The sequence below is a fragment of the Pseudomonas sp. P9_2 genome (assembly GCF_034008255.1).
Lineage (GTDB): Bacteria > Pseudomonadota > Gammaproteobacteria > Pseudomonadales > Pseudomonadaceae > Aquipseudomonas > Aquipseudomonas synxantha_A.
On the sequence record NZ_CP125376.1, the window covers coordinates 6,049,786 to 6,076,276 of the forward strand.

Here is a 26,491-nt window from a genome sequence, read left to right on the forward strand (position 1 = left end):
ACTGTATGTCCATAGAGTTGTATACAATCAATCGAACAAGATACCCTCCCGCGGCGTTACAAAAACAATCCGGCCGTCATGAGCCAGAACGCCAAAGGACAAAAATAATGAAAAAGGCACTACAGGGCGCAACCGTTGCATTGACCCTTCTGGGCGGTGGTGAGGCTGTGGCAGTGGAATGGATGAACAACAGCGTAGGATTTCGCTACGGCCAGCACTTCACCAATCCGAACAACCCCGACGATTTCAGCAAGCGCATCTACAGCTTCACCCACGCCAGCGGCTACCGCTACGGCAGCAACTTCCTCAACCTCGATGTGTTTCTGTCCGATAGCCGCGACCCACGCAAGGGCACCGACCATGGCGGCAGCGAGGTGTATGCCGTGTACCGGCACCAGCTGTATGCCTCGCGCGTGTTCGATCTGCCGCCGGGCACCGGGTTGATCAAGGATTACGCCCTGACCCTGGGTTTCGACGCCAACCGCAACAACAACTTCGCCTCAGCCAAAAAGCGCGCGCTGGTGATCGGCCCGACCTTGAAGTTCAACACCGTCGGCGTGCTGGACCTGAGCCTGATGTACTACAAGGAAAAGAACCACACCGGCATTCCCGGCGCGCAAGAGTCGAACCACACCTTCGACGACACCTACATGCTTAACCTGACGTGGATGCGCCCGTTCGAGGTCGGCAACCATGCGGCGAAATTCCAGGTGTTTATCAATTACGTCGGGGAGAAAGGCGAGGACTACCATGGCCGCGATACGGCACCGGAAGCGCTCATGCGCACGGCGCTGATGGTGGCGGTACGGCCGGGTAAAAGCGTCAAGCCGAACCTGTACCTGGGGGTGGGGTATGAGTACTGGCATAACAAGTTCGGCGTGGACGGTGGCCGTGGCAGCCGCACCTCAACGCCGACGCTGAACATGGAAGTGACGTTCTAACTGAAGAAACTCAAAAAAATGTGGGAGCTGGCTTGCCTGCGATAGCGGTGTATCAGTGCCAGATGGGCTAACTGACAGACCGCTATCGCAGGCAAGCCCCCTCCCACAGTTTGATCGTATTGTCAGCTCAGGCGCTGGCCAGTTCGGAAGTATTGCGCTTCGGCCGTGCCAGCCAATACCCCAACACCGCCAGCGGCGCCGTCGCCAACATCACAATCACCGTGATCATCAGCGGTTGCTCGATCATCGACGACACCAACAAGCTGGCCAGGAAGCACAGGCCCAGTTGCAGGGTGTTTTGCAGGGCCGCGGCCTTGCCGGAGTTTTCTGCAAACGGCATCAGCGCATTCGCCACCACGATCGGGTAGCTGGCGCCGTTGCACAGCGCCATCAGGCAGAACGGAATCAGTAAGGTGGTCAGGGTCGGCACGCTCAAGGTGGCCACCAGGTACAGCGCCACCATGCTCAGGCAATAGGCGCCCAGCAACCACGGCAACAGGGTTTTGCCCGCCAGGTGCTGCAAGGCGCTGCGGCAACTGTAGCCGCCAACGAGAAACGCCAGGGTCGGCAGTACGTAGCTCAGGCCGATGTCATTCGGGCTGTAGCCCATGCCGCCGAGGATGAACGGCGAGGCCGTGAGCCATGCGAAGAAGCTGGCCGAACAGGCGGCGAAAATCATCACGTTGCCGGTAAACACCCGCGAGGTGAGCAACTGTCCGTACCCCAGACGCGTGGGTCCGCCCTTGTGCTCCACACGCTTGGGCAGACTACGCAGGAACAAGGTCGGCAACAGCAGCAATAGCGAGACCACCAGCAACACGCCGAAGATCGCCTGCCAGCCAAAGTGATTCAACACCATGGCGCCCAACAACGGTGCAAGAGCCGGCGACAGCGACATCAATGGCATGATGCTGGCGAAGACGCGATGGGCCTTGTCGGCCGGGTAGCGATCAATCACCAATGCCTGCCAGCTCACGGCTGCGGCACACACGCCAATCGCCTGTATAAAGCGCAGCGCCAGCAGTTGTGGGGTGGTCTCGACCCAGAACATGCCCAGGCAACCGAGCACAAACAGGCTCAGGCCGGCAAGCAGGATGGGTTTGCGCCCCAAGCGGTCCGAGAGCGGCCCCCACACCAACTGCCCCACCGCAAAGCCGGCGAGAAAAATGCTCAAGCTGGCGCCCACCGCGCCAGCACCAATATTCAACTGCTCGCCCATGGCGCCAAACGCCGGCAAGTACATGTCCATGGCGAGATAGCCGAGCATACTCAGCCCCGCCAGATACCAGGTAAAACCAAAAGAATTTTTCATCGAAGCCTTGTAAAAACTGCCATCAAACTATTTGCTGACTGGCGCCCATTATGAAGCTGACAAAATCTGTGTGAAGCGATAATAATTGGACACTCTCATCAATAATTTTGAAGGCAGCCCACATGTGGTCGGAATATTCTCTGGATGTGGTCGACGCCGTCGCCCGTCACGGCAGCTTCAGCGCCGCCGCCCAGGAACTGCACCGCGTACCGTCGGCCATCAGTTACACCGTACGCCAACTTGAAGAATGGGTGGCCGTGCCCTTGTTTGTGCGCCGGCATCGCGACGTGGAACTGACCCCCGCAGGCCGCCTGTTTATCGACGAAGCCCGCAGCGTGATGAAGAAAATGCTCGGCACCCGACGCTTGTGCCAGCAGGTGGCCAATGGCTGGAGCGGCCAGTTGAAGGTGGCGGTGGACTCCATCGTCAAACCCCAACGCTGCCGCCAACTGGTGCTGGACTTCTATCGGCAGTTTCCCGAGGTGGAACTGCTGCTCGAATACGAGGTGTACAACGGCGTATGGGATGCGCTGGCCGATGAGCGCACCGACATCGTGATCGGCGCCACCAGCGCGGTGCCGGTGGCGAGTCACTTCAGCTTCCGCGACATGGGCCTGCTGAACTGGCTGTGTGTGGTCAGTGTTCGGCACCCCTTGGCGGCGGTGGAAGGCTTGCTCAGTGATGACCAATTGCGCCCTTTCGCCTCACTGTGCATGACCGACACCTCGCGCAATCTGCCCAAGCGTGACACCTGGACCCTGGATAACCAGCGCCGCCTAGTGGTGCCCAACTGGGCTTCGGCCCTGGATTGCCTACGCGATGGGCTGTGTGTAGGGATGGCGCCGGCCCATCAGGTATTGCCATGGATCGAGCGCGGCGAGTTGGTGGCGCTGCAATTGAGCAGGCCCTTTCCAGCCAGCCCATCATGCGTGGCGTGGGCGCAGAGCAAGCTTTCGCCGGCCATGGCGTGGTTGCTGGAATACCTGGGAGATACCGAAACCATGAACCAGGAATGGCTGAATGGCCCCTCCCTCTGAACCCCTCCCACACTTTGATTGCATTTCAAGCCAGTAGTCGGGTGATGGCACGTACGATCATTTCGACTTCCTTGCTGTGCAACGTCAGCGGCGGCAACAGGCGAATGATCTTGCCCCGTGTGACGTTGATCAGCAGCCCGTGCTCCTGGGCGGCACGTTGGGCCAGGTCGCGATAAGGGCTGGCCAGCTCAATCCCGATCATCAAGCCTTTGCCACGAATTGCCCGGACGTGCGGGTGCCCGTCCAGCTCCATGCGCAAGCGCGCCAGCAAGTGTTCGCCCTGGTGTGCGGCGTTTTGCAACAAGCCTTGCTCATGAATGATATCCAGCACGGTGCAACCGACACGGCACGCCAGCGGGTTGCCACCAAAGGTACTGCCATGGCTGCCTGGAGTGAACAGCGCAGCAACCGCGGCACGGGCCAGACAGGCGCCGATGGGCACGCCGTTGCCGAGGCCTTTGGCCAGGGTCATTACGTCTGGCACGATGCCTTCGTGCTGGAAGGCAAACCAGGCGCCAGTGCGCCCGATGCCGGTCTGGATTTCGTCGAGCATCATCAGCCAGCCGTGGCGCGTGCAGTGATCGCGCAAGGCTTTGAGATAACCCACTGGCGCCACCACCACACCACTTTCACCCTGGATCGGCTCAAGCAGCACGGCTGCGATGCGCGTGCCGAACTGCGCAGTGATCACCTCCAAAGCCTGCATATCGCCAAAGCCTACCTTGATGAAATCCCCCGGCAGGCGCTGAAAGCCCAGGCGCACCGATGGCCCGTCACTGGCGGCCATGGTGCCCAGCGTGCGGCCGTGAAAGGCGTTTTCCATCACCACCACCAACGGCTGTTCAATGCCTTTTTTCCAGCCATGCAAGCGCGCCAGTTTCAGGGCTGTCTCGTTGGCCTCAGCGCCGGAGTTGTTGAAGAACGCGCGATCGAGCCCCGACAGCTGCGCCAGGCGCTGGGCCAGCTGTTGTTGCCAGTCGATGCTGTAGAGGTTGGAGGTGTGCAGCAGCAAGCCGGCCTGTTCACTGATGGCCGCCACCAGCCTGGGGTGGGAATGGCCGACATTGGTCACTGCCACGCCGGCGACAGCGTCCAGGTATTCGCGGCCCTGCTGGTCCCAGAGGCGCGTGCCCAGGCCACGGGTGAAGCTCAGGGCCAAGGGTTGGTAGGTGCTCATCAGGCAGGCGGCGGTCATGGTAGCGGCTCCAGTGCATCGTTGCGGTGATGGAAGTATCGTTAACCACCTGCGCTGGATAAACTGCGAATATCTGCAATGACTTTAAATCAGGGCTTGATAATGGATCTGTTCCAGGCAATGTCGGTGTACGTGAAAGTGGTTGAAACCGGCAGCATGACTGCCGCCGCGCAAGAATGCGGGATGTCGACCACCATGGTGGGCAACCATCTGCGGGCGCTGGAGCAACGGCTGGGCGTGAGCTTGCTCAAACGCACCACGCGTAAGCAGAACCTGACCGAATTTGGCGGGCAATATTACCAGCGCTGCCTGGAAGTGCTGGGGCTGGTGGCGGACTCCGAACTGCTGGCCGAGCAGATCCACAGCGAAGCCCCTAAAGGCAGCCTGCGTATCACCGCGCCTCCTGTGTTCGGCACCGAACGCCTGGTGCCGGCCTTGAGCGAGTTTTCCCAGCGTTATCCACTTATCGACCTGTACGTAGTGCTGGGCAATGAACGCATGGACCTGGTCGACAGTGGCTTCGACGTAGCGATCCGTCTCGGTGAACTGGGGACCTCCAGCCTGATCGCCCGGCCCATGCAGCCCTACACGCTCACCCTCTGCGCATCACCTGCCTACCTGGCGCGACGCGGCACGCCGCAGACCCCGCAGGACCTGCAACAACATGACTGCCTGGCGTTCGCCTACCCTGCGAACGACAACTGGCGTGACACCGACAAACTGTGGCGCATGAGCGAGGATAGCAGCGAGGTGGAGGTTCCGGTGGCGGGTTCATTGACCATCAACAGCTCGCAAGGCTTGCGCCAGGCGGCCGTCAACGGCATGGGCATCACGATGCTGGCCGATGCCCTGGTGCAACCGGACCTGGAGAGCGGCAAGCTGGTGGCCCTGTTAACCACGTATAAATTGCCCAGCCGCCCGATGCACCTGCTGTATCGCCATGACCGTTACCGCCTGCCCAAGCTGCGGGCATTCGTCGATTTCGTCATGGAAAAGTGGGCACATTAAAGGCCACGCCCAACGCCCGCAGACGCGCGGCGGTACGCTCGGCAGATACATGATGAATGCCCTGCCAGCCCAACGCGATAGCAGCCTCGGTGTTGCCGGCGACATCGTCAATAAACACCACTTCACTCGGTTTTATGTCCGGCAGGTGAGCGCGGACCTGATCAAGGCTGGCGTGGTAGATCGCCGGGTCAGGCTTGATCAATTTCAATTCGCCGGACACGACGATGTTTCGAAAGAGTTGCAGGAACGGATAGTGGGCCCGGGCGTAGGGGAAGGTCTCCGCCGACCAGTTAGTAAGCCCGAACAACGGCATATCGGCCTTGTGCAAGGCCTTGAGAATCGCCACGCCGTCGGCTAACTCACCGCGCAGCATCTCGTGCCAGCGCTCGTAGTAAGCCTGGATCAAGGGTTCGTGATCGGGATGCAGGTCAATCAGGGTGCGGGTGGCTTCGGCCAGGGTACGACCGGCATCTTGCTCGGTGTTCCAGGCCTGGGTGCAGATGTTGTCGAGAAACCACTGCCGCTCTGCCTCATCGGCAATCAGCTTGCGGTACAGGTGCTGCGGGCTCCAGTCGAACAGGACACCGCCGAAATCAAAAACTACTGCACGAATCGTCATCAGATCCTCCGTTAGCGTGGCTTGATAGCAGCTGGAGTCTGGCAGATCTGGAAGAGAGAGGCGCGCGTCGGGGCGTAAGAAGTGTCTGAAAAGACTCGGATCAAATGTGGGAGGGGGCTTGCTCCCGATAGCAGGGTGTCAGCCACTGAAGATAGTGACTGATACGCCGCCATCGGGAGCAAGCCCCCTCCCACATTTTGGTCCGGATCAGACCTTAAGCTTGAATCAGGCCGTTGATTTTGACGGTCGGGTTCACATCCGCGTCGTAATCCACGCCATCGACTTCAAAGCCGAACAAGCGCAGGAACTCGGCCTTGTAGCCGGCAAAGTCGCTGATCTCATTGACGTTGTCGTCGGTAACCTGATTCCACAGCGCGGCCACGGCGTCCTGGACCTTGGGTTCCAGCTCAGCCAGGTCGGCGCGCAAGCGGCCATCGGCGTCGAGCTTAGGTTCTTTACCGTACAGGCTGTCCTTGAACAGGCCGTAGACTTGCTCGATGCAGCCTTCGTGGGTGCCCTGCTCTTTCATCACCTTGAACAGCAACGACAGGTACAGCGGCATGATCGGGATCGCCGAGCTGGCCTGGGTGACCACGGCCTTGAGCACCGACACGCGGGCGTCGCCCTTGAGCGCCGCGAGGTTTTCGCGCAGGGTCAGGACTTTCTTGTCCAGGTCTTTCTTGGCTTCGCCGATGGAGCCGTTCCAGTAGATGTCCTGGGTCAGCTTCTCACCGAGGTAGGTGAAGGCGGTGGTCTTGGCGCCTTCGGCCAACACATCGGCGTCACGCAGGGCATCGATCCACAGCTGCCAGTCTTCGCCGCCCATGACCTTCACGGTGCCGTCGATTTCTTCCTGGGTTGCAGGCTCAAGCGTGGTGTCGACCACCACGCCCTTGTCGGTGTTGATACCGCGCAGGGTGACGGCCTTGCCGATTGGCTTCAGGGTGGAGGTGTGCACCACGCCTTGCGGGTCGGTACGGCGCGGCGCGGCCAGGCTGTAGACCACCAGGTCGATCTTGCCCAGGTCTTTCTTGATGGTCTCGATGGTCAGGCGCTTGATCTCGTCGGAAAACGCGTCGCCGTTGATGCTCTTGGCGTACAGGCCTTTTTCCACGGCAAACTTCTCGAACGCCGCGCTGTTGTACCAGCCGGCGGAGCTCAGTTTGCCTTCTTCGCCTTCTTTCTCAAAAAACACGCCCAGGGTGTCGGCGCCGCAGCCAAACGCAGCACTAATGCGCGCGGCCAGGCCGTAGCCGGTGGAGGCACCGAGGACCAGTACCTTTTTAGGGCCGCCTTCGATGACGCCGTTTTTGGTTACGTAGTCGATCTGCTCTTTGACGTTCGCTTCACAGCCAACAGGGTGGGCGGTCACACAGATAAAGCCACGAACCCGCGGTTTGATGATCATAAAAATTTCTGCCTCTTCCAAGGTGCCGAAGGCCAATGGTGGCCATTCAACTTCAATCGTACCGGTCTATGACGTCCAAAAAACCGAAGCGTCACGATAGTCGCAAATCTTCTGTTCTCAAAATTCAATCCACAACGCCCCCGGCTCGCCCCAGCAGGGGGTTAAAAATTGTGCAGAGGCTTCACAATTTTCGAACCATTTAAAACGCCTGCGCGGCCCATAAAGCCCTATCATGACGATATTGTTTCATTATGTTTCAAAGTTGGAGCCATGTTTCATGAGCAAAAGTGCTGTCGGCAAGAAGCTGGTGTCCCTCGCCTGGGTACTCGGTGTGTTGCTATTGATGGGCTGTTTTCCGCGAACCTGCCTGGTGTTTCTGCTGCTGGTGGTGGTGTGCGGTGTCTATGATTTCTTGCGCAACGGCCTCTACGACCGCGCCACCATCAAGAAATACTTCATCGGCAACGGTCGCAATACCTGGGTGCTGGCACCGTTCAACACCCTGCTCGATCTGCTGAGCAGCCGCAACCGGCATGTCTATACGATGCAAGACCTGCCACCGGCCTGGCGCGAAGACCTGCAACAGGTGATCGACGACGCCATGGCCCGCAAGGATGAAATCATCGGGTACCTGGACGCACGCATGGCCGAGAAGAAACGCGGCATGTTGTTTTTCCAGTGGTACGGCCGCCCCATCGAGACCACGCTGGATATCCCGCAACTGCGCAAGAAACTGCCATTCGTGAAGACCATCGGCGTCTCGGTGTTCAACGAAAACCGTTCCACGTCCTTTCACTTCGGCCCCCTGCGCATGATGTTCCGCGTGCTCTACAACATGGCCCCGGCGCCCCACCACGAAGGCGTGTATATCCAGGTAGGCAAGCACAAGCACTACTGGCACGACGACCCGCTGTTTATCTTCGATGACACCCTGATGCATGCGTCCTTCAACAAAAACGACGCCAAGCGCTACTGCCTGTTCATCGACATCGTGCGCCCGACCTTGCTGCCGTCAGTGCTCAACGCTGTGATCGCAGGCTTTGCCGGGCTGGTCTTTACCCTGCGTCGGGTTTTCTACAAAAACTGGAAGCTGATTCAGTAAGTTCTGCGGCATGATGGTGCTGGACGGTATTTGCGCTGGGCCTCGCGCCTGAGGTAAATAACCGTCTCGTGCGACCTTAATTGGCGCTCACCATTCTCAAGCCATCGCCCCGAAACGGGCGCGGTGGCTGTGCTTTCAAGGAATCAGAATGCCCCAACGTCAAGTCATCAATGCCTCCGTCAGCCCCAAGGGCAGCCTCGAAACCCTGTCCCAACGTGAAGTGCAGCAACTGAGTGAAGCCGGCACCGGCAGCATCTACACCCTGTTCCGCCAATGCGCCTTGGCCATCCTCAACACCGGCGCGCATATCGACAACGCCAAGACCATCCTCGACGCCTACAAAGACTTTGAAGTGCGTATTCACCAGCAGGACCGCGGCGTGCGCCTGGAACTGCTCAACGCCCCGGCCGATGCCTTTGTCGATGGCGAGATGATCGCCAGCACCCGCGAGATGCTGTTCAGCGCCTTGCGTGACATCGTCTACACCGAGAACGAACTGGACAGCCAGCGCATCGACCTGAGCAACTCCCAAGGCATCACCGACTACGTGTTCCACCTGCTGCGCAACGCCCGTACGCTGCGCCCGGGTGTGGAGCCCAAGATCGTGGTGTGTTGGGGCGGCCATTCGATCAACACCGAAGAATACAAATACACCAAGAAAGTCGGGCACGAACTGGGCCTGCGCAGCCTCGACGTGTGCACCGGTTGCGGCCCTGGCGTGATGAAAGGCCCTATGAAGGGCGCGACCATTTCCCACGCCAAGCAACGCATCACCGGCGGGCGTTACCTGGGCTTGACCGAGCCAGGCATCATCGCGGCCGAAGCACCGAACCCCATCGTCAATGAGCTGGTGATTTTGCCGGACATCGAAAAACGCCTGGAAGCCTTCGTGCGCGTCGGCCACGGCATCATCATCTTCCCCGGCGGCGCCGGCACGGCAGAAGAGTTTTTGTACCTGCTGGGCATCCTGATGCACCCCGACAACCGCGACGTGCCGTTCCCGGTGGTGTTGACCGGGCCCAAACACGCCGCGCCTTACCTGGAACAATTGCACGCGTTCGTCGGCGCCACCCTCGGCGAAGCGGCTCAGCAGCATTACCAGATCATCATCGACGACCCCGCCGAAGTGGCGCGCCAGATGACGGCCGGCCTCAAGGCGGTGAAGCAGTTCCGCCGTGAGCGTAACGACGCGTTCCACTTCAACTGGCTGCTGAAGATCGACGAAGGCTTCCAGCGCCCGTTCGATCCTACCCACGAAAACATGGCCAGCCTGCAACTGAGCCACGCGCTGCCGCCCCATGAACTGGCAGCCAACCTGCGCCGGGCGTTCTCGGGGATCGTGGCGGGTAACGTCAAGGACAAGGGCATCCGCCTGATCGAGGAAAACGGCCCGTATGAGATCCATGGTGACCCGGCGATCATGAAACCGCTGGATGAACTATTGAAGGCGTTCGTGGCCCAGCACCGCATGAAACTGCCGGGCGGCGCAGCGTATGTGCCGTGCTATCGCGTGGTGCAGTAAGCCAGCGGCGGTCGGTCATAGTTTGTATCTGTTTGGGGCGTAGCCAACGGTGTGAGTATCGAGCATTCGGACTAGGGTTTTACTACCGACTGACTCACACCTGCGAGCGACCTATGGACCAACGGATATTGTCCTCTGTCATTCCTTACCCTAAGGTAAGGAATATCACGATGGAGATCTTCACTATGGCTACCGCCACACTCACTTCAAAAGGGCAAATCACCATCCCTGTACAGGTCAGGACAGCCCTGGGCCTGGAAACCGGCGACCGGGTGGAATTCGTCGAGATGGAAGACGGCAAGTTTTCCATGATCGCCGCCAGCAAAACCGTCAAGGACCTCAAGGGGTTGATCCGCAAGCCTGCCCATGCCGTGTCTATCGAAGACATGAACCGCGCCATCGCGGCCCAGGGAGCAACCGCTGGATGATCGGCCTGGATACCAACGTGCTGGTGCGTTATGTGACCCAGGACGACCCGGTTCAATCCGCCAAGGCGTCCCAACTGATCGAATCGCTCACCGCCGCCTCGCCCGGCTTTGTCAGCCTGGTGACGCTTACGGAGTTGGTGTGGGTGTTGCAGTCCTGCTACCAGTCGGCCAAAAGCGACGTGGTGACGGTGCTGGAAACCTTGTTGCACACACGGGAACTGACCGTCGAGCACGCCGACATCATCTGGCAGGCATTGCGCAAGTTCAGCGCAGGCAAAGCCGACTTTGCCGACTGTCTGGTTGAACGCTGTGGCCATGCGGCCGGTTGCGAGTACACCGCCACCTTTGATCTGAACGCGGCCAAGGCAGCGGGGATGAAACGGCTCGGCTAAGCCGATTTTTGTGTAGGAGCGAGCTTGCTCGCGAAAAACGTCAACGATTACGCGAGCATTCAGAAAGCCCGCGGTGCCCGTGAGTTTTTCGCGAGCAAGCTCGCTCCTACAATGGGAGATTGCGTTGGGTCAGCGAACCCAGCCGCCGATCTGCCAGTGGTAGCCATCATTGCGCTGCACCCAGTGCGGGTGTACGTAACGATAGCCTTGGCGCACCGGCTCCCAATGGCCGTGCACCGCCACATAACGCCCGCCTTCCCAACGCCAGTAACCGCGTGACCAGATATAACCTTCGCGCACCGCCGGCTCGACTTCGATCACCTGCACCGGCGGCGGTTGCGGCGCCACCACATCAACATACTCATGCTGTACCGGCCTGCGCTCATGCACAACGCGCTCTTGCACACACCCGGAAGCGGCGACCACCATGGCGGCCAATGCTGCATAACGTAGCAACATACAAAACCCTCGGGCGCGAACGCCCAACACCTGCATCAGAAAGAAATCCTTCCTTTGTTGCAGCCGGGCCCTGCTTGGGCCTGGGTTATTTTTAACAGGAGATGTCTGTCGGGTTGCTGAACCTGTAGACCTTTAACGTGCCTCCCGGCGACCGCCATGGTGATGAGTCTTCATACCGGACCAAAACGTCCCAGCACAGTCTCGACAAAGCGCCGCAACTTGGCGGTGCGCTGGCGGTTTGCGGTATAGACCAAATGCATCGACCGGCTCGGAGCCTCAAATTCCGGTAGCACCCGCACCAACTCGCCACTCGCCAACGCCGTTCGCAGAAAGTCTTGCGGGCCGAGCACAATGCCAAAGCCATCCAAAGCCGCCGACATCAAGGCCCGGCTTTCATTGATGAGCAAACGACTGGCCACCTGTACCTTGTAGGAAACCGTGCCCTGGAAGAACACCCACTCTCGATCCGCCGGACGCGATGAAAAGGCGTACCCCAGGCACTCATGATGTTCAAGATCTACCGGCTTCTGCGGCGTACCTCGCGCCATCAGGTAAGCCGGCGCAGCGCAGGCCACCAACCGATAAGGTGCAAGGGGCCTCGCCGTCAGGCCGCTCGTGCCCAGCGGACCAATGCGAAACGCGGCGTCGTAGCCCTCCTCCACCAAGTCAACGAAACGATCCGTCAGGTGCAAATCGACTTCTACCTGTGGGTTGTCACGTAAAAACCCGGTAATCAACGGCATCAGGCTGTAGGAGCCAAAGGTCACCGGGGCAGTGACCTTCAGCTTGCCGCGCGGCGTGTCGTTCATGACCTGTGCCAGGGAGTCGGCGGCCTCGGCCTCCGTCAGGATATGCTTGCAGCGTTCGTAATACTCCCCTCCCAGTTCAGTCAGGCTTTGTCGACGCGTAGTGCGGTTGAGCAATCGCGCACCCAAACGTTGTTCCAACGCGGTGACATGCTTGGCCACCATCTGCGGCGACATGCCCAAGCGTTCGGCGGCCCTCGCATAGGAGCCCAATTCAGCGGCTATCACGAAGGCGTTCATGCTTGATAGGCGGTCCATCATTCCCAACTCCCAGTAACAACACCCACACCGAAATGCTGATTTATCACGTTATGGTTGCCAATCATCATAGCCACTTCCTACTTCCACTGGAGCAAGCACATGAAGATTGGCGTGATTGGAGCAGGTTTTATCGGGCGTGCCGTGGCGCAACTGGCGCTTGCCGCCGGGCATAAGGTGATGTTGAGCAATTCCCGCGGCCCACACACCATGAGCAGCGTGGTGAGCGGCATACTCGGCGTGCAAGTGGGCAGCGCGGATGATGCCGCCAGGTTTGGCGATGTGGTACTCGTGGCGATTCCGCTGGAGCACTACCGCAGCGTCCCTGCCCAATGGCTGGAGGGCAAGACGGTGATGGACGCCAACAATTACTACCCCGATCGCGATGGGCATATCCCGCAACTGGACCGGTTTGAAACCACCACCAGCCGATTGCTGGCCGACCATTTGCCGCAATCACACGTGGTAAAAGTATTTAATGCGATCTTCGCCCCAGACCTGACGCAGGATGCCCGCCCGCGCGGCGCTCCTGACCGCCGCGCATTGCCAGTGGCAGCAGATGACGCTGCGGCAAAGGCGCAAGTGATTAGGTTACTCGACGAACTGGGTTTCGATGCCGTGGATGCCGGAGGGCTGGATGAAAGCTGGCGATTCGAGCGGGCTAAACCGGGGTATTGCGTGCCCCTGAACCAAGCGGGTTTGAAGGCTGCGCTGGCAGCGGCCGAGCGTACGGCTGAGCTTCCCCCGGTGGAGCGACACCCACCGCGCGCCTGATCATTCACGCACAAAAAAGCCCGCTGACCGTCACCGGTTCAGCGGGCTTTTTCGTGGGTATTGCTTACAGCGCCAGGTCAGACGCCGGCTTGCTTGGCTCAGCCGCAGGCTTGGCAGCCTCGGTAGCCTGTGGAGCAGCCAGTTGCGGGATCGCAGGTGGCGGGGTCAGTTGCAGGATACCGGCGGTGTAGGCCCATTCCTTGGCAACCGCTTCAGGGCTGTCGTTCAGCTTGGTGCCGTAGCTTGGCACGATCTGGTGCAGTTTTTCCTGCCAGGCCGGGCTTGCTACCTTGTCCTTGAAGACTTTTTGCAGCACGGTCAGCATGATCGGAGCTGCGGTGGACGCGCCTGGCGATGCACCCAACAGGCCGGCAATGGAGTTGTCGGCAGAACTGACCACTTCGGTACCCAGTTTCAGCACGCCGCCCTGCTCTTCGTCACGCTTGATGATCTGCACGCGCTGGCCGGCTTGCCACAGGCGCCAGTCGGACTGCTTGGCGTTCGGGAAGTACTCTTGCAGCGCCTTGAAGCGGTCGTCGTCCGACAGCATCAGTTGGCCGGCGAGGTACTCGACCAGTGGGTATTCACGAATACCGACTTTGGTCATGGGCCAGATGTTGTGGGTGGTGGTGCTGGTCAGCAGGTCCAGGTACGAGCCTTCTTTCAGGAACTTGGTCGAGAAGGTTGCGAATGGGCCAAACAGGATCACGCGCTTGCCATCCAGCACGCGGGTATCCAGGTGCGGAACCGACATCGGTGGCGAACCGACCGAGGCTTTACCGTAGGCCTTGGCCAGGTGCTGCTCGGCGATGGTCGGGTTCTCGGTCACCAGGAACGAACCACCGACCGGGAAGCCCGCGTATTCCTTGGCTTCAGGAATGCCCGACTTCTGCAGCAGGTGCAGGGCACCGCCGCCGGCGCCGATGAACACGAACTTGGCGTCGGTTTCAGTCTTGGTGCCGTCTTTGAGGTTTTTGTAGCTCACGCGCCACGAACCGTCGTCGTTGCGGGTGATGTCCTGCACTTCGCTCGACAGCTTCAAGTCAAACTTCGGCGTGGTTTGCAGGTGAGCGACGAACTGGCGGGTGATCTCGCCGAAGTTCACGTCGGTACCGATCGGGCTCCAGGTGGCCGCGATCTTCTGCTTCGGATCACGCCCTTCCATCATCAGCGGAACCCACTTGGCGATTTGCGCCGGGTCTTCGGAGTACTGCATGCCAGCGAACAACGGGCTGGCCTTCAGGGCTTCGTAGCGCTTTTTCAGGAACTTGATGTTGTCATCGCCCCACACAAAGCTCATGTGCGGTGTGGAGTTGATGAACGAACGCGGGTTCTTCAACACGCCCTGCTGAACCTGCCAGGACCAGAACTGACGGGAGATCTGGAACGCTTCGTTGATCTCGACCGCCTTAGGGATCTCAACGTTGCCGTTCTTGTCTTCCGGGGTGTAGTTCAGCTCAGCCAGGGCCGAGTGACCGGTACCGGCGTTGTTCCAGCCGTTGGAGCTTTCTTCGGCCACGCCATCGAGGCGCTCGACCATCTCCATCGACCAGTCCGGTTCCAGCTCATTGAGCCAGACACCCAGGGTCGCACTCATGATGCCGCCGCCGATCAGCAGCACATCGACTTTCTTTGCCTCTTCCGCGTGAACGGACGTGATCCCCATCGACAAAGCCAGCCCCAGCAGGGCAGTGTTTACTTTTTTAAACATCAGTAGCACCTATGATAAAACGCCATCCGCCCTACCGCCCCCGATCATGAGTAACCCTCGTTCACGCTACGTCAGGCAACGTACCGCGGGGTCTGCACATTCACATGAAGGCTGCAGGGTGGGCACACAAGGCCGATGGATCGACCTCACTGTTATGTCCCTTCTGCGCTGACTTCTTATCGTTATTGGCTTCAGCTACCTGGGCGACAGCCAACCGCTGGGACGTATACGGGTGTACGCACCAGGGAAAGACTAGACCAAGACGGCGCGCAGAATATCACGCTAAACAGCGTTTATGCGCCGTTTGGCCAATTGACAGGCCTAAATCGCGGGTTTTAATGCGCCGGTGTCAAGCCTGACAGCCGCGACCTGCGGTCACAGGCCCGGAACTCTCACGCAAATGGCGGTTCTAGACACCTTCGCCGTTGCCTGCGTAGCATCGGCAGCTGTCCTTCGTGCACACCTTCCACACAGAGTTACCCATGACTACCCAGCAAACACCCGGGCACGTACTGCCCGCGCGCAGCGCCGCGAAAATGGAAGCGGCCATGGCCGTAGGCGCCTTCGCGATCGGCACCGGCGAATTCGCCATCATGGGCCTGATGCCCGACATCGCCCAGAACCTGGGCTTGAGCGAACCTCAAGTCGGCCACGCCATCAGCGCCTACGCCCTGGGCGTGATGGTCGGCGCTCCACTGCTGGCCATCCTCGGCGCCAAGCTGCTGCGCAAACACATGCTGCTGTTGCTGATGGGCCTGTACGCCCTGGGCAACTTCGCCACCGCCTTCACCCCTACCTTCGGCTCGCTGGTGGCCTTCCGCTTTATCAGCGGCCTGCCCCACGGCGCCTACTTCGGCATCGCCGCCGTGGTTGCCTCCAGCATGGTGCCCACCGACAAACGCGCCGGCGCCGTAGCCCGCGTGATGATGGGCCTGACCCTGGCCATGCTGCTCGGCAACCCCATCGCCACCTTCCTCGGCCAACACCTGGGCTGGCGCTCGGCGTTCGCCCTGGTCAGCGTGATCGCCCTGCTCACCATCGCCCTGGTCTGGCAATTCGTGCCCCACCGCCACGACGAACAACGCAGCGACCCGCGCAAGGAGCTGCGCGCCTTCACCAAACCCCAGGTCTGGATGGCCCTGTCCATCGGCGCGATTGGCTTTGCCGGTATGTTCTGCGTATTCAGCTACCTGGCGCCGACCATGCTGGAAGTGACCAAGGTCTCGCCGCAGTGGATTCCCTTCGGCCTCGCCGCGTTCGGCGTCGGCGGCATCATCGGTAACATTGCCGGTGGCAAGCTGTTTGATCGCATGCAGTTTCGGGCGGTGGGCTTGATATTGGTGTGGTCGATGGCCGTGCTGCTGTTCTTCCCCTTCGCCGCGGCGTCGCTGTGGGGCGTGCTGCTGAGCATGGGACTGGTTGGCACCATGGTTGCGCTGGCAGCACCGTTGCAGATTCGCCTGATGGACATCGCACACGAAGCGCCGAGCTTGGCGGCGGCTTCGAACCATGCGGCGTTCAACCTGGCAAATGCCCTGGGCCCGTGGTTTGGCGGCATGGCCATCACTGCCGACCTCGGCTGGACCAGCACCGGCTACATCGGCGCCGCAACAGCCATGGTCGGCCTGGGCCTCTACCTGATCGCCCGGCGTATGAAAGGCGGCCACTAGGTTCTCTGTAGGAGCGAGCTTGCTCGCGAAAATCGCCAACGATAACGCGGGCATCCTGATTCACCACCGCGCCCTCAAGTTTTTCGCGAGCAAGCTCGCCCCTACACGTCATCACTCAAGCGGGCTGCAGCAGCCCAGCGCGGCATCAATCATCACGCAACAACCCCGAACCATACTCCCCGCCCACTGCCAACAAAATTCATCTTGGCAGCTTCGCTGGAGCTACGGTCGCCAAACGCCTGACCACTGAAGATCAAACTGTGGGAGGGGGCTTGCTCCCGATTGCCATGTGTCAGTCAACACACCACTGACTGCCTCACCACCCTCATCAATCATCATGCAACAACCCCGCCCCATACTCCCCATAACTACTTCCCAACCCACTGCCACCAAAATTCATCTTCGCTGCTTTGCTGGGGCTATGGTCCCCAAATGCCTGGCATCCACCTGAAAAGCACGGGTCACTGCTCACGGCGGGTGAAGATGAACAAGCACTCAACATCAACGTGCCGGTGATCATCACAACTCTGACGAGATTCGAGATCATGGTTTCAACTCCCTATGGGCTGGAGGCGCGGGGGTCCTCTCTTGCAGGGAATCGTAGACCTCAACTGCGCAGGGAATTATGAAACTTTGCTGGGGGACAGCATGAGTTCAGGTTGCCGCCTTGGGTAAGGCGGCGGAGTTGGTTATCAGGCTTTGACTGGGGCGGTTACAGGCGCAACCTGCTCCTGGGCTCGGTCAACGAGCAGCGAGCTCAACTCGATTAACTGCTGAATGCCCAGGGCGATAGCGCGCTGGGAGTCGTCGAGGTCGAACGCCAAGGTGGCGGCCATTTCGTTGGCGGATGCCAGGTTTTCGGCGGCGTTAGCCAGGAGGGTTTCGGGGTCGAGGGTCGGGTTTACAAGGAATAGGTTGTTGCTTGGACATTCGATGGACGATTTACTTTGATCAAGTGAAGGACTGCGAGTGTTGTGGTGCATGGGCGAAGCTCCAATATTCGGGAGTTAAAAACGCCTTAGCAATACGGACTTCCACCTCCGGCCACTGGCTTTCCAATGACTTGAGGAGCTTAGCCACGTCACGTCCGACAGGCAAGCTGACAAACGCGCAGGAAATATTACCGAGAATATTGCAACCTCCCTCTCCAGACCTAAATCGGGATGATTGGACCTGATCAATGGCAGTCCAAAATTTTAGCTGGATCTCTTCCAAAGCATGTCATATCCTTGTTTCGTGGCGTTTTTGACGCGAAACAGAATTAAGGCAATTTTGATGATTTACTCCTTTGGTGCAAGCAATTACTTTTCCTTCAAGGATGGATTCGATGTTTCATTCGAATTCAATTCAAAAGTGCCAAAAAATATCTCTAAGGGTAGAAAACTCTCAACTGTGATGGGCATCAAGGGTGCAAATGCTTCCGGCAAAACTAGTATTCTAAGGTCACTAGAGTATCTCACTGCTTTTTGCACCCGATCTTTTAAGCGTGCTGAAAAAGACTTAAACTTGGTAGCTCCATTCTTTGAAAACACTGCGCCATGCGAATTCTACATTGACTTCGAAGCAAACGGCGTTCGCTACATCTACGAAACCTCAATAACCACTTCAGCAGTTGAGAAAGAGGTTTTGTACAAAAAAATATCAAGAAAAACAAAAATTTTCGAAAGAAAAAAAAACGAAATTACATATCGAATTTCAGAGCTTGAAGAGCTCGATCTTATAATTCTAAGAAACAATGCATCAGTAATAGACACTCTAAATTTTTACAAGCTAGACCTAAAGACCCCCGACATCAGTAACGTTCAGAGCTTCTTCAATGCTGTCAGAGGAAACGTATCTGCCTTAACAGTTCTGGACGATAAAGATTTCTCATCCTATGAGGATGTAAACAAATATTACCACCAGGTCCCTAGCGCACTTGAATTTGCGAAAAACATAATAATCAAATGCGACCTTGGGATTTCCGACATACAATTATATGAACACACCAACAAGCAGGGTGAGATAGAGCATTTCCCCATTTTTTTCCATTCTGGCGGTTCAGAAGGCACCAGAGCTCTTAGCTACTTTGCAGAATCCCATGGCACAACCGCCCTATATAGAAGATTAAAAACTTATTGGGCCACTTTATATTGGGGCGGAACTTTAGTCATGGATGAGTTTGATACAAATCTTCATCCAGATTTGCTACCAATAATCATTGACCTTTTTCTAAACCCCGAAACAAATCCTAAATCAGCTCAATTCATTTTCACCTCGCACAACCTAGAGGTCATTGACCACCTAGGAAAATATAGAACAATTCTAGTCGGCAAAGAAGATGGGGAAAGTTTCTGCTACCGCTTGGATGAAATCCCAGGGGATATAATCAGGAATGATCGGTCTATTTCTTCGCTATACAGAGACGGAAAAATAGGCGGAGTTCCAAAACTATGAGCCGCCACAGCAAAAATCCTCGCCGAGTAAGCTTTCTCGATAGTTTCGTTGAAATAAAGCTATCCAATGGAGATATAAGAGAGCGCTGCCGATTTAATTTTTCCTATTTCGACGACACTCAGCTTCATGCTTCAGCATTCAGCTCTTTATCGACAGAAGAAATGAGTTCATTTTTTGAAAAATTGCGCCATTACTCAAAGAGCAGCTTAAATTTTTGGAGAAATGAAAGATGCGGAGGTGCCCGAGGCCTAAGAGTACTAGCCGATTACGATTCATTCCCAGAAAATAGCGACTTTACACACCCAAAATTTGTTCCTATAGATGCAAGATGGGGGCGTTTTAGGATGGAGAATTTTACGCGCTTAGTAGGCTTTACCATACCGGGTTTATTGGGTTCAGAAGCACCGAAAAAGGATGGCTTCCCTTTTGACATGAACACCTTCTACATAGTTTTTATAGACTTAAATCATCGTTTCTATAAGGTCGAAAAAAATTAATCTTAAGATAAAAGTGGGGAGAAGGGGACAAATTTATTTAACATTTTGGTCTCGCAACGCACGATCAACACCCAGCCCCCTCCGACCCATTCCTGATAAACTGCCCACCCTTCGCATTCTCCATCCAAGACTCCAATGCCTTCAGCCATAGCTCCACCGCAAGCCCTCTCCCGCCGCTTCTCCGTCGCCCCCATGATGGACTGGACTGACCGCCACTGCCGGTTCTTCCTGCGCCTGCTCTCCAAACACGCCCTGCTCTACACCGAGATGGTCACCACCGGCGCGATCCTCCACGGCGACCACGAGCGCTTCCTGCGCCACAACGAAGCCGAGCACCCGCTGGCGCTGCAATTGGGCGGCAGTGTTCCGGCTGATCTGGCCGCCTGTGCCCGGATGGCCGAGGCCGCCGGTTACGACGAAGTGAACCTGAACGTCGGTTGCCCCAGCGACCGGGTGCAGAACAACATGATCGGCGCGATCCTCATGGCGCACCCGGCCCTGGTGGCGGACTGTGTGAAGGCGATGCGCGATGCGGTGTCGATCCCTGTGACGGTGAAGCACCGCATCGGCATTAATGGCCGAGACAGTTATGCCGAGCTGTGTGATTTCGTCGGGACGGTGAAGGACGCCGGTTGCACCAGTTTTACCGTGCATGCGCGGATTGCGATTCTGGAGGGGTTGTCGCCCAAGGAGAACCGGGACATTCCGCCGTTGCGCTATGACGTGGCGGCGCAGTTGAAGCGGGATTTTCCGGAGTTGGAGATTAATCTCAACGGTGGGATCAAGACGTTGCAGCAGTGCCAGGAGCATTTGCAGACGTTTGATGGGGTGATGCTGGGGCGGGAGGCTTATCACAATCCGTATTTGCTGGCCGAGGTGGATCAACAGCTGTTTGGCAGCACTGCGCCTGTCATCACCCGCGCCGAGGCGCTGGCACAGTTGCGCCCGTATATAGCCGAGCACTTGGCAACAGGTGGCTCGATGCATCACATCACGCGCCATGTTCTGGGGCTGGGAACCGGTTTCCCGGGGGCGCGTAAGTTTCGGCAATTGTTGTCGGTGGATATTCATAAGGCGGTGGATCCGTTGGCGTTGCTGGATCAGGCGGGGGAATTGTTGGAGGGACGGTGACGGGTTGGGTGTCAGTGGGGGTATTTGGGGCTGACAGGCTGCTTTCGCGAGCAAGCCCGCTCCCACAGTTTTGAGCGATGTGTGTCAGGTGAATATCAGTGGCTGGACTGGCTTCATCGCAGGCAAGCCAGCTCCCACAGTTTGACTGATGGGGGTCAGGTGAATGTCAGTGGCTGGGCTGGCGTCATGCAGGCAAGCCGGCTCCCATAGTTTGACTGATGGGGGTCAGGTGAATGTCAGTGGCTGGGCTGGCGTCATCGCAGGCAAGCCAGCTCCCACAGTTTGACTGATGGGGGTCAGGTGAATGTCAGTGGCTGGGCTGGCGTCATCGCAGGCAAGCCAGCTCCCACAGTTTGACTGATGGGGGTCAGGTGAATGTCAGTGGCTGGGCTGGCGTCATCGCAGGCAAGCCAGCTCCCACAGTTTGACTGATGGGGGTCAGGTGAATATCAGTGGCTGGACTGGCGTCATCGCAGGCAAGCCAGCTCCCACAGTTTGACTGATGGGGGTCAGGTGAATGTCAGTGGCTGGGCTGGCGTCATGCAGGCAAGCCGGCTCTCACAGTTTGATTGGGGTGGTTATCGGGCAGTTGGGTTGAACCTGCCAGCGATTTTGCTCTCCTATTGAGCACCACTGCCGGTAATTCAAACGGCCGTTTCCAGGTTATTGCCCTCGCAAACGACCTAACGCATTTGCGCCCTTGAGCGCCTGCCAGCGCTCGGGTAATGTCACTAGACCCACAGGACAGAGCACGCCCATGACTTCCAAGCTGGAACAACTCAAGCAATTCACCACCGTCGTAGCCGATACCGGCGATTTCTCTACCCTCGCCAAGCTCAAGCCGCAAGACGCGACCACCAACCCTTCCCTGCTGCTCAAGGCTGCATCGATTCCAGGCTATGCCAAGCTGCTGGATGAGTGTGTACAGGACTGCAACGGCGACGTGGGCCTGGCCAGTGACCGCTTTGCGGTGGCGGTGGGTCAAGAAATTCTCAAAGTAGTGCCGGGCCGTATTTCCACCGAGGTGGATGCGCGTCTGTCGTTCGACGAGGCGGCCATTCTCAAGCGTGCGCACCGTCTGATCGACCTGTACGACAAAGCCGGTGTTGGCCGTGACCGTGTGCTGATCAAGATCGCCTCTACCTGGGAAGGTATCCGTGCCGCCGAGAAGCTGGAAAAAGAAGGCATCCAGACCAACCTGACGCTGTTGTTCTCCTTCGCCCAGGCCGTTGCCTGTGCTGAAGCGGGTGTATTCCTGATTTCGCCATTCGTGGGCCGTATCTACGATTGGTACAAGAAGGCCAACGGCAACGACTACACCGGTTCCGAAGACCCGGGCGTGCAGTCGGTGACGCGCATCTACAACTACTACAAGGCCAATGGCTACAAGACTGTGGTGATGGGTGCGAGCTTCCGTAACCTGAGCCAGATTGAAGAGCTGGCCGGGTGTGATCGCCTGACCATCAGCCCGGACCTGCTGGAGAAGCTGGCGGCGGATGAAGGCAAGCTGGAGCGCAAGCTGGCGCCAGGCCATGCCGGTGAGGCACGGGTGCATATGACTGAAGCGCAGTTCCGTTGGGAGTCCAACGAGGATGCGATGGCGACCGAGAAGCTGGCCGAGGGCATTCGTCAGTTTGCTCGGGATCAGGAGAAGCTGGAAGCGTTGTTGTCGGCCAAGCTGTAAGGGCAGATAGCAGCAGAAAGGGCGGCACCTGTGAGGGTGCCGCCCTTTTTTATGTTGCCAATTTGAAGCCAGTCGCAGATCAACTGTGGGAGGGGGCTTGCTCCCGATTGCGGTGGGTCAGTTATGAATTTACTGACTGTCACCCCGCTATCGGGAGCAAGCCCCCTCCCACATTTTGATCACATTTTTGAATTGGGGATCAGTGGCGTTCCAGGGCGTTGACCAAGTCGTGGAAGGCTTCGCGGTTGGACTCGTTGAGGCCCATGAGGATCTTGTGCGCTTCCAGCACCTTGACCCGTACGACTTCCTCGGACTGGTCCTGGGACGGCAGGTCGGTGAGGCATTCCGGGCAGGGGATTGGGCGGTCAACGATGTTGAACACCTGATCGAAGCCCATGGACTGCAGCAGGCGGGTGATGTCTTCGTGGGTGGTGACCACGGTCGGCAACAGGCCGACCTTCTGCCGCGACAGAATGGACAACTTGGCCAACAGGCCCAGGGTGGTGCTATCGATGCTGCGGGTTTCGGTCAGATCGATCACGATCGCCGAGAAGTTCAGCGCTGTGAAGATCCGCTCAATCGTCGCATCCAGCGCCGAACACAAGGTCAGGCGCACTTCACCGACAAACTTCAGGACGAAGGTCCCGTCTTGCTCGGCGAATTGGATTCTTCCGGTACTCATCAAAGATTCCTGCTCAACACCAATAGGGCGATATCATCCGGCATCTCCCCTAGCGTGGCCAATCCAAAAACCTGCCGCAGGCCATCCAGGCTGCCGCCCGCCGACTTGACCTTTTGGGGCAAGGCGGCTTCTTTCTCTTTGAGTGTAGGCTCTGGAAGAAGGTCCAGGATGCCATCGGACATCAGCGTCAGGCTGAAGGTCGGCGGCAGTTCCAGGATGTGGTCTTCGTAGGTGGCTTCATTGAACAAGCCCACCGGCAGGCCACGCCCTTCCAGGTAGCGCACACTGTCAGGAGTGTATAAAACAGGCATCGGCAGGTGGCCGCCAATGCTGTAGGTCAAAAGACCGGTTTCTTCGTCGATCACGCCGCCGACCATCGTCACGTGCTTGCCCAGCTTGCAGCTGATCAGGCCCCGGTTGATGTGGCCCAGCACCTCGGAGGGGGTGAACTCCGGCAAGGTGCCATTGCGCTTGGACTCGAACAACAGCCGTGTGGTCATGAACTTCAACAACACGGTCACAAAGGCAGAAGAGGCGCCATGGCCGGAAACGTCGGCCAGGTAGAACGCCACACGTCGCTCATCCACACGGAAATAATCGACAAAATCACCCGACAGGTACAACGACGGGATGATCTGGTGGGCAAACTTGAACTCGTCGATGCTCCAGGGGCTCACCGGCAGCATGTTCATCTGCACCTGGCGACCGGCGTTCTGGTCTTCCTGGAGCAGGTTCAGGCTGGCTTCGAGTTCGCGGTTGGCGGTCTCGAGCTTTTCGCGGTAGCGCTGGTTTTCCAAGAGCAGGCGGGCACGGTCCAGGGCGCGGCGCACCGAGTGCTCCAGCACGGCCAGGTCTTCCAGGGGCTTGATCAGGTAATCGGCAGCGCCCAGGCGCAGGGCTTCGACGGCGTCGTTCATGACACCGGCACCGGACACGACAATCACCGGCGTTTGCGGGGCAAGCTCGGTCACCTGGCGAATCAGCTCCAGGCCGCCCATCTGGGGCATGCGCAGGTCGCAGATCACAAGGTCGGGCTTGTCGCGCTCGAATACCTGGAGACCCTGTTGGCCATTACTGGCCTGCAGGACGCTGAAGCCACTGTCTTCCAAGTAGGCCGCGAGGCTCGCGCGCACTACTTCGTCGTCATCGATTATCAGCAGCGTGGCACTGGTTTTTTGCATGTGGGCAAACGGCGCCAGAATTAGGTTGGCGTAGGCGGCTCGGCAATGGCCGGGCTCACGTACTGGATTCGCTTTCTAGCCTCTCTGTCCTACAAAGCATTGGGATTTCGCCCATGCACAACGGTAAAGCAGAGGTGCCCTTCTAAGGCGCAGACGGTACTCCCATCCGTGAGGGGTTTCAAGCTCATGGCGATGGTCGCCGGGCGTCTTTACCCTACAAATCACCGGGAGTTATAAGAACCGCTTGGACCACAACACAAAGTAAGGTTGTGGCACCCATAAAAAAGGCGACCATCAAGAGGCCGCCTTATTTCATTTCAAGATGTCACGGCTTAAAAGTCGTCGACAACCTTGCCGTCCTTGACCTTGAACTCACGGTTCTGCAGGTAGGCGTTACGGATAAAGGTGTACTTGTCGCCGCTGATCAGCTTCTCGCTGTCGAGCAGGCTGGCGCGCACGTCAACGACGTTGAGGCCGAAGGTGCTGTTACGCCAGCCGATGTCGTTCATGTAGCGGTACGGCTGGGTGTAGCTGTCGACGTACTTGGACGGCGCATCACGCAAGGTGCTTGGGCCCAGCAAGGGGATCATCACGTAGGGACCGCTGCCGACGCCCCAGTAGCCGAGGGTCTGGCCGAAGTCTTCGTCGCTGCGCTGCAGCCCCATTTTGGTGCCGACATCGATAAAGCCCAGCACGCCAAAGGTGGTGTTGACCAACAGGCGAGCGGTGTCGACACCGGCATTGTGCGGCTTGAGTTGCAGCACGTTGTTGGCCAGGTTGCCGACATCGCCGATGTTGCGGAAGAAGTTGTGAACGCCGTCCTGCACAAACTGCGGGGTGACGAACTGATAGCCCTGGGCGATCGGCTTGAGGGCGTAGGTATCAACGGTGTCGTTGAAGGTGAAGATCGGGCGGTTGACGCTTTCCCATGGATCATCTTCCGACGCGGCTTGAGCGGCGAACGGTGCCAACAGGATGGTGGCACACACCGATAGCTGAGCGAAGTAGTGGCTCCAGCGCATAGCTTTTGCTCCTTGAATGGTCTGTCATGGGCGCTATGCCCTGAATAAGGCCGTCAGTATATGACGGAAGTGTGTGTTTAGGCAGCAACAACGAAACGACTTACTTAAAATGAACAAATTTCCTACACATATCGACAGTGTCATGCCCTTGTCATGGCGCCCCGATATCGTGGTTGCTATTTCAGGGACGTTCAGATGCCACACGCCGAGATTGCCGTCACCACCGCCCCCTCGCTGACTGCCGTGTTATTTGGCCTGAGTGGCTGCCTGGTGGATTTTGGTTCCCAGGCCCGCGGCGACTCGCCCTCCCCCGACGCCGAAGCCACGCCTGGCGCACTGAAAGTTCTGCGTAGCCTGAAAGAACAAGGCGTGCCCTGCGCCTGGCTGGATGAACTGCCCCCCTCCGTGACCACGCCCCTTTCCGCCAGCCTGCCGAGCTGGATCAAGGCCGCTTCGCCCTCCTCCATCCGCTGGCCCGCGCCCCACGCCTGCTGGCAAGCCTTGATGGAGTTGAACATTGAGCGCCTGGAAGGCTGCGTGCTGGTCAGCGGCGAGCCGCGCCTGCTGCAATCGGGCTTGAATGCCGGGTTGTGGACTATCGGCCTGGCCTCCTGTGGCTCGCTGTGCGGCCTGTCACCCGCGCAATGGCAGGCACTGACCGCGCAGCAACGCGAATACAAGCGTGGCAAGGCGACGGTGGCGCTCTATGGCCTGGGCGTGCACTCGGTGATCGACCACCTGGGCGAGTTGGGCAGTTGCCTGGCCGACATCAGCCTGCGCCGGCTCAAAGGCGAGAAGCCCTGATCAAGATCATGCACGGTTGGCCGCAGTGGATTAATCTACAGGCCAGCCCGTAGACCTTTCACGGCGTGCCGTGGTCTATGCCAGTGACTATCGATAAAAGGAAAGACGTCATGCCTGATCGCAAAAAGCTGGAAGAACAGGTCGAGATTCTGCGTGGGCAGTTGGAACAGGAGCCGCCGCTGTCGGAAGAAAAACGTGAAGCGCTGGAAGCCCTGATTGCCAAGTTTGAATTACAACTCGAACTTGAACCGGCGACTCAGACGCCCAGTATTTCCGACGATGTGAATCAAGCGGCCATAGAGTTCGACGCTGAGCACCCGGTCATTTCCGGGACATTGCGCAATATCATGATCACCCTGGGCAATATCGGCATCTAACCTGCCCGCCAGCCAAGCAAAGACCCACATGTGGG

General features: G+C 58.3%; 27 protein-coding genes. 15 read left to right on the plus strand and 12 right to left on the minus strand.

Annotated features, from left to right (window positions below; all coding sequences use genetic code 11):
* Nucleotides 1-107: 107 nt before the first annotated feature.
* Complete coding sequence (locus tag QMK52_RS26535) at nucleotides 108-941, plus strand: nucleoside-binding protein (RefSeq protein WP_320403669.1); 834 nt, start codon at nucleotides 108-110, stop codon at nucleotides 939-941.
* A 127-nt stretch (nucleotides 942-1,068) separates the two neighbouring features.
* Here QMK52_RS26535 and punC read toward each other — a convergent pair whose 3' ends face one another.
* Nucleotides 1,069-2,253, minus strand: coding sequence for a purine nucleoside transporter PunC (gene punC / locus QMK52_RS26540; protein WP_005786270.1), 1,185 nt, complete (start codon nucleotides 2,251-2,253; stop codon nucleotides 1,069-1,071).
* A 122-nt stretch (nucleotides 2,254-2,375) separates the two neighbouring features.
* Here punC and punR point away from each other — a divergent pair, with 122 nt between their 5' ends.
* Nucleotides 2,376-3,290 (plus strand): DNA-binding transcriptional activator PunR, encoded by a 915-nt coding sequence (gene punR, locus QMK52_RS26545; protein ID WP_320403670.1) that lies wholly within the window; start codon nucleotides 2,376-2,378, stop codon nucleotides 3,288-3,290.
* Nucleotides 3,291-3,315: 25 nt separating this feature from the next.
* On the opposite strand, the gene QMK52_RS26550 is transcribed toward punR, so the two are convergent.
* Nucleotides 3,316-4,485, minus strand: coding sequence for an aspartate aminotransferase family protein (locus QMK52_RS26550; RefSeq protein ID WP_194440326.1), 1,170 nt, complete (start codon nucleotides 4,483-4,485; stop codon nucleotides 3,316-3,318).
* Between the two features lie 102 nt (nucleotides 4,486-4,587).
* On the opposite strand from QMK52_RS26550, the gene QMK52_RS26555 reads away from it, so the two are divergent.
* A complete protein-coding gene (locus QMK52_RS26555) occupies nucleotides 4,588-5,493 on the plus strand; it encodes a LysR family transcriptional regulator (RefSeq protein WP_005786265.1) in 906 nt (301 codons plus the stop codon).
* On the opposite strand, the gene QMK52_RS26560 is transcribed toward QMK52_RS26555, so the two are convergent.
* Nucleotides 5,471-6,112 carry an HAD family hydrolase gene (locus QMK52_RS26560; protein ID WP_194440325.1) on the minus strand — a complete coding sequence of 214 codons (642 nt, stop codon included), beginning with the start codon at nucleotides 6,110-6,112 and terminating at the stop codon, nucleotides 5,471-5,473. The two genes, QMK52_RS26555 and QMK52_RS26560, sit on opposite strands and share 23 nt — an antisense overlap.
* 214 nt (nucleotides 6,113-6,326) lie before the next feature.
* Nucleotides 6,327-7,520 carry an enoyl-ACP reductase FabV gene (fabV, locus tag QMK52_RS26565; protein WP_194440324.1) on the minus strand — a complete coding sequence of 398 codons (1,194 nt, stop codon included), beginning with the start codon at nucleotides 7,518-7,520 and terminating at the stop codon, nucleotides 6,327-6,329.
* Nucleotides 7,521-7,797: 277 nt separating this feature from the next.
* On the opposite strand from fabV, the gene QMK52_RS26570 reads away from it, so the two are divergent.
* The 4 genes from QMK52_RS26570 to QMK52_RS26585 all read left to right on the plus strand — a co-directional run bounded on the left by QMK52_RS26570 (nucleotide 7,798) and on the right by QMK52_RS26585 (nucleotide 10,964).
* Nucleotides 7,798-8,622, plus strand: coding sequence for an aspartyl/asparaginyl beta-hydroxylase domain-containing protein (locus QMK52_RS26570; RefSeq protein ID WP_320403671.1), 825 nt, complete (start codon nucleotides 7,798-7,800; stop codon nucleotides 8,620-8,622).
* 148 nt (nucleotides 8,623-8,770) lie between these two features.
* Entirely contained in the window at nucleotides 8,771-10,144 is a 1,374-nt protein-coding gene (ppnN, locus tag QMK52_RS26575) for a nucleotide 5'-monophosphate nucleosidase PpnN (protein ID WP_005786258.1), read from the plus strand.
* A 170-nt stretch (nucleotides 10,145-10,314) separates the two neighbouring features.
* Entirely contained in the window at nucleotides 10,315-10,572 is a 258-nt protein-coding gene (locus tag QMK52_RS26580) for an AbrB/MazE/SpoVT family DNA-binding domain-containing protein (RefSeq protein ID WP_032892812.1), read from the plus strand.
* Nucleotides 10,569-10,964 carry a type II toxin-antitoxin system VapC family toxin gene (locus QMK52_RS26585; RefSeq protein ID WP_320403672.1) on the plus strand — a complete coding sequence of 132 codons (396 nt, stop codon included), beginning with the start codon at nucleotides 10,569-10,571 and terminating at the stop codon, nucleotides 10,962-10,964. Before QMK52_RS26580 ends, QMK52_RS26585 begins: the two co-directional genes overlap by 4 nt.
* A 129-nt stretch (nucleotides 10,965-11,093) precedes the next feature.
* Here the strand turns inward: QMK52_RS26585 and QMK52_RS26590 are convergent, their stop codons facing one another.
* A complete protein-coding gene (locus QMK52_RS26590) occupies nucleotides 11,094-11,423 on the minus strand; it encodes a YXWGXW repeat-containing protein (RefSeq protein WP_005786252.1) in 330 nt (109 codons plus the stop codon).
* Nucleotides 11,424-11,593: 170 nt separating this feature from the next.
* Complete coding sequence (locus QMK52_RS26595; RefSeq protein WP_320403673.1) at nucleotides 11,594-12,490, minus strand: LysR family transcriptional regulator; 897 nt, start codon at nucleotides 12,488-12,490, stop codon at nucleotides 11,594-11,596.
* A 99-nt stretch (nucleotides 12,491-12,589) separates the two neighbouring features.
* On the opposite strand from QMK52_RS26595, the gene QMK52_RS26600 reads away from it, so the two are divergent.
* Entirely contained in the window at nucleotides 12,590-13,261 is a 672-nt protein-coding gene (locus QMK52_RS26600; RefSeq protein ID WP_320403674.1) for an NADPH-dependent F420 reductase, read from the plus strand.
* A 64-nt stretch (nucleotides 13,262-13,325) separates the two neighbouring features.
* Here QMK52_RS26600 and mqo read toward each other — a convergent pair whose 3' ends face one another.
* Nucleotides 13,326-14,972, minus strand: coding sequence for a malate dehydrogenase (quinone) (gene mqo / locus QMK52_RS26605; protein ID WP_320403675.1), 1,647 nt, complete (start codon nucleotides 14,970-14,972; stop codon nucleotides 13,326-13,328).
* Between the two features lie 482 nt (nucleotides 14,973-15,454).
* Between mqo and QMK52_RS26610 the strand changes: the two genes are divergently transcribed.
* Nucleotides 15,455-16,642 carry an MFS transporter gene (locus QMK52_RS26610; RefSeq protein ID WP_320403676.1) on the plus strand — a complete coding sequence of 396 codons (1,188 nt, stop codon included), beginning with the start codon at nucleotides 15,455-15,457 and terminating at the stop codon, nucleotides 16,640-16,642.
* 328 nt (nucleotides 16,643-16,970) lie between these two features.
* On the opposite strand, the gene QMK52_RS26615 is transcribed toward QMK52_RS26610, so the two are convergent.
* Nucleotides 16,971-17,189: a hypothetical protein gene (locus QMK52_RS26615; RefSeq protein ID WP_320403677.1), complete on the minus strand. Its 219-nt coding sequence runs from the start codon at nucleotides 17,187-17,189 to the stop codon at nucleotides 16,971-16,973.
* A gap of 145 nt (nucleotides 17,190-17,334) precedes the next feature.
* Complete coding sequence (locus QMK52_RS26620) at nucleotides 17,335-17,625, minus strand: DUF6124 family protein (protein ID WP_320403678.1); 291 nt, start codon at nucleotides 17,623-17,625, stop codon at nucleotides 17,335-17,337.
* Nucleotides 17,626-17,917: 292 nt separating this feature from the next.
* Between QMK52_RS26620 and QMK52_RS26625 the strand changes: the two genes are divergently transcribed.
* From QMK52_RS26625 to tal, 4 genes are all read left to right on the plus strand, one after another.
* Nucleotides 17,918-19,078 carry an ATP-binding protein gene (locus QMK52_RS26625; RefSeq protein ID WP_320403679.1) on the plus strand — a complete coding sequence of 387 codons (1,161 nt, stop codon included), beginning with the start codon at nucleotides 17,918-17,920 and terminating at the stop codon, nucleotides 19,076-19,078.
* Nucleotides 19,075-19,575: a hypothetical protein gene (locus tag QMK52_RS26630; RefSeq protein ID WP_320403680.1), complete on the plus strand. Its 501-nt coding sequence runs from the start codon at nucleotides 19,075-19,077 to the stop codon at nucleotides 19,573-19,575. Before QMK52_RS26625 ends, QMK52_RS26630 begins: the two co-directional genes overlap by 4 nt.
* 135 nt (nucleotides 19,576-19,710) lie before the next feature.
* Nucleotides 19,711-20,706 (plus strand): tRNA dihydrouridine(20/20a) synthase DusA, encoded by a 996-nt coding sequence (gene dusA, locus QMK52_RS26635; RefSeq protein ID WP_320403681.1) that lies wholly within the window; start codon nucleotides 19,711-19,713, stop codon nucleotides 20,704-20,706.
* Nucleotides 20,707-21,463: 757 nt separating this feature from the next.
* Entirely contained in the window at nucleotides 21,464-22,390 is a 927-nt protein-coding gene (gene tal, locus QMK52_RS26640; RefSeq protein WP_014717528.1) for a transaldolase, read from the plus strand.
* Nucleotides 22,391-22,589: 199 nt separating this feature from the next.
* Here tal and rssC read toward each other — a convergent pair whose 3' ends face one another.
* From rssC to QMK52_RS26655, 3 genes are all read right to left on the minus strand, one after another.
* Entirely contained in the window at nucleotides 22,590-23,072 is a 483-nt protein-coding gene (gene rssC / locus QMK52_RS26645) for an anti-sigma factor antagonist RssC (protein WP_003172602.1), read from the minus strand.
* Nucleotides 23,072-24,253 carry a two-component system response regulator RssB gene (gene rssB, locus QMK52_RS26650; protein ID WP_005786210.1) on the minus strand — a complete coding sequence of 394 codons (1,182 nt, stop codon included), beginning with the start codon at nucleotides 24,251-24,253 and terminating at the stop codon, nucleotides 23,072-23,074. Before rssB ends, rssC begins: the two co-directional genes overlap by 1 nt.
* A gap of 332 nt (nucleotides 24,254-24,585) precedes the next feature.
* Nucleotides 24,586-25,275, minus strand: coding sequence for a VacJ family lipoprotein (locus tag QMK52_RS26655; RefSeq protein ID WP_005786208.1), 690 nt, complete (start codon nucleotides 25,273-25,275; stop codon nucleotides 24,586-24,588).
* A 195-nt stretch (nucleotides 25,276-25,470) separates the two neighbouring features.
* Between QMK52_RS26655 and QMK52_RS26660 the strand changes: the two genes are divergently transcribed.
* Together QMK52_RS26660 and QMK52_RS26665 are read left to right on the plus strand one after the other, a co-directional pair.
* A complete protein-coding gene (locus QMK52_RS26660) occupies nucleotides 25,471-26,079 on the plus strand; it encodes an HAD family phosphatase (protein ID WP_320403682.1) in 609 nt (202 codons plus the stop codon).
* A gap of 110 nt (nucleotides 26,080-26,189) precedes the next feature.
* Entirely contained in the window at nucleotides 26,190-26,456 is a 267-nt protein-coding gene (locus QMK52_RS26665) for a DUF4404 family protein (protein WP_005786202.1), read from the plus strand.
* The last annotated feature ends 35 nt before the right edge of the window (nucleotides 26,457-26,491 follow it).

Coding starts and splice junctions, on each gene's coding strand:
- QMK52_RS26535 (WP_320403669.1), top strand. CDS start 108: ATGAAAAAGGCACTACAGGGCGCAACCGTTGCATTGACCCTTCTGGGC.
- punC (WP_005786270.1), bottom strand. CDS start 2,253: ATGAAAAATTCTTTTGGTTTTACCTGGTATCTGGCGGGGCTGAGTATG.
- punR (WP_320403670.1), top strand. CDS start 2,376: ATGTGGTCGGAATATTCTCTGGATGTGGTCGACGCCGTCGCCCGTCAC.
- QMK52_RS26550 (WP_194440326.1), bottom strand. CDS start 4,485: ATGACCGCCGCCTGCCTGATGAGCACCTACCAACCCTTGGCCCTGAGC.
- QMK52_RS26555 (WP_005786265.1), top strand. CDS start 4,588: ATGGATCTGTTCCAGGCAATGTCGGTGTACGTGAAAGTGGTTGAAACC.
- QMK52_RS26560 (WP_194440325.1), bottom strand. CDS start 6,112: ATGACGATTCGTGCAGTAGTTTTTGATTTCGGCGGTGTCCTGTTCGAC.
- fabV (WP_194440324.1), bottom strand. CDS start 7,520: ATGATCATCAAACCGCGGGTTCGTGGCTTTATCTGTGTGACCGCCCAC.
- QMK52_RS26570 (WP_320403671.1), top strand. CDS start 7,798: ATGAGCAAAAGTGCTGTCGGCAAGAAGCTGGTGTCCCTCGCCTGGGTA.
- ppnN (WP_005786258.1), top strand. CDS start 8,771: ATGCCCCAACGTCAAGTCATCAATGCCTCCGTCAGCCCCAAGGGCAGC.
- QMK52_RS26580 (WP_032892812.1), top strand. CDS start 10,315: ATGGAGATCTTCACTATGGCTACCGCCACACTCACTTCAAAAGGGCAA.
- QMK52_RS26585 (WP_320403672.1), top strand. CDS start 10,569: ATGATCGGCCTGGATACCAACGTGCTGGTGCGTTATGTGACCCAGGAC.
- QMK52_RS26590 (WP_005786252.1), bottom strand. CDS start 11,423: ATGTTGCTACGTTATGCAGCATTGGCCGCCATGGTGGTCGCCGCTTCC.
- QMK52_RS26595 (WP_320403673.1), bottom strand. CDS start 12,490: ATGATGGACCGCCTATCAAGCATGAACGCCTTCGTGATAGCCGCTGAA.
- QMK52_RS26600 (WP_320403674.1), top strand. CDS start 12,590: ATGAAGATTGGCGTGATTGGAGCAGGTTTTATCGGGCGTGCCGTGGCG.
- mqo (WP_320403675.1), bottom strand. CDS start 14,972: ATGTTTAAAAAAGTAAACACTGCCCTGCTGGGGCTGGCTTTGTCGATG.
- QMK52_RS26610 (WP_320403676.1), top strand. CDS start 15,455: ATGACTACCCAGCAAACACCCGGGCACGTACTGCCCGCGCGCAGCGCC.
- QMK52_RS26615 (WP_320403677.1), bottom strand. CDS start 17,189: ATGATCTCGAATCTCGTCAGAGTTGTGATGATCACCGGCACGTTGATG.
- QMK52_RS26620 (WP_320403678.1), bottom strand. CDS start 17,625: ATGCACCACAACACTCGCAGTCCTTCACTTGATCAAAGTAAATCGTCC.
- QMK52_RS26625 (WP_320403679.1), top strand. CDS start 17,918: ATGATTTACTCCTTTGGTGCAAGCAATTACTTTTCCTTCAAGGATGGA.
- QMK52_RS26630 (WP_320403680.1), top strand. CDS start 19,075: ATGAGCCGCCACAGCAAAAATCCTCGCCGAGTAAGCTTTCTCGATAGT.
- dusA (WP_320403681.1), top strand. CDS start 19,711: ATGCCTTCAGCCATAGCTCCACCGCAAGCCCTCTCCCGCCGCTTCTCC.
- tal (WP_014717528.1), top strand. CDS start 21,464: ATGACTTCCAAGCTGGAACAACTCAAGCAATTCACCACCGTCGTAGCC.
- rssC (WP_003172602.1), bottom strand. CDS start 23,072: ATGAGTACCGGAAGAATCCAATTCGCCGAGCAAGACGGGACCTTCGTC.
- rssB (WP_005786210.1), bottom strand. CDS start 24,253: ATGCAAAAAACCAGTGCCACGCTGCTGATAATCGATGACGACGAAGTA.
- QMK52_RS26655 (WP_005786208.1), bottom strand. CDS start 25,275: ATGCGCTGGAGCCACTACTTCGCTCAGCTATCGGTGTGTGCCACCATC.
- QMK52_RS26660 (WP_320403682.1), top strand. CDS start 25,471: ATGCCACACGCCGAGATTGCCGTCACCACCGCCCCCTCGCTGACTGCC.
- QMK52_RS26665 (WP_005786202.1), top strand. CDS start 26,190: ATGCCTGATCGCAAAAAGCTGGAAGAACAGGTCGAGATTCTGCGTGGG.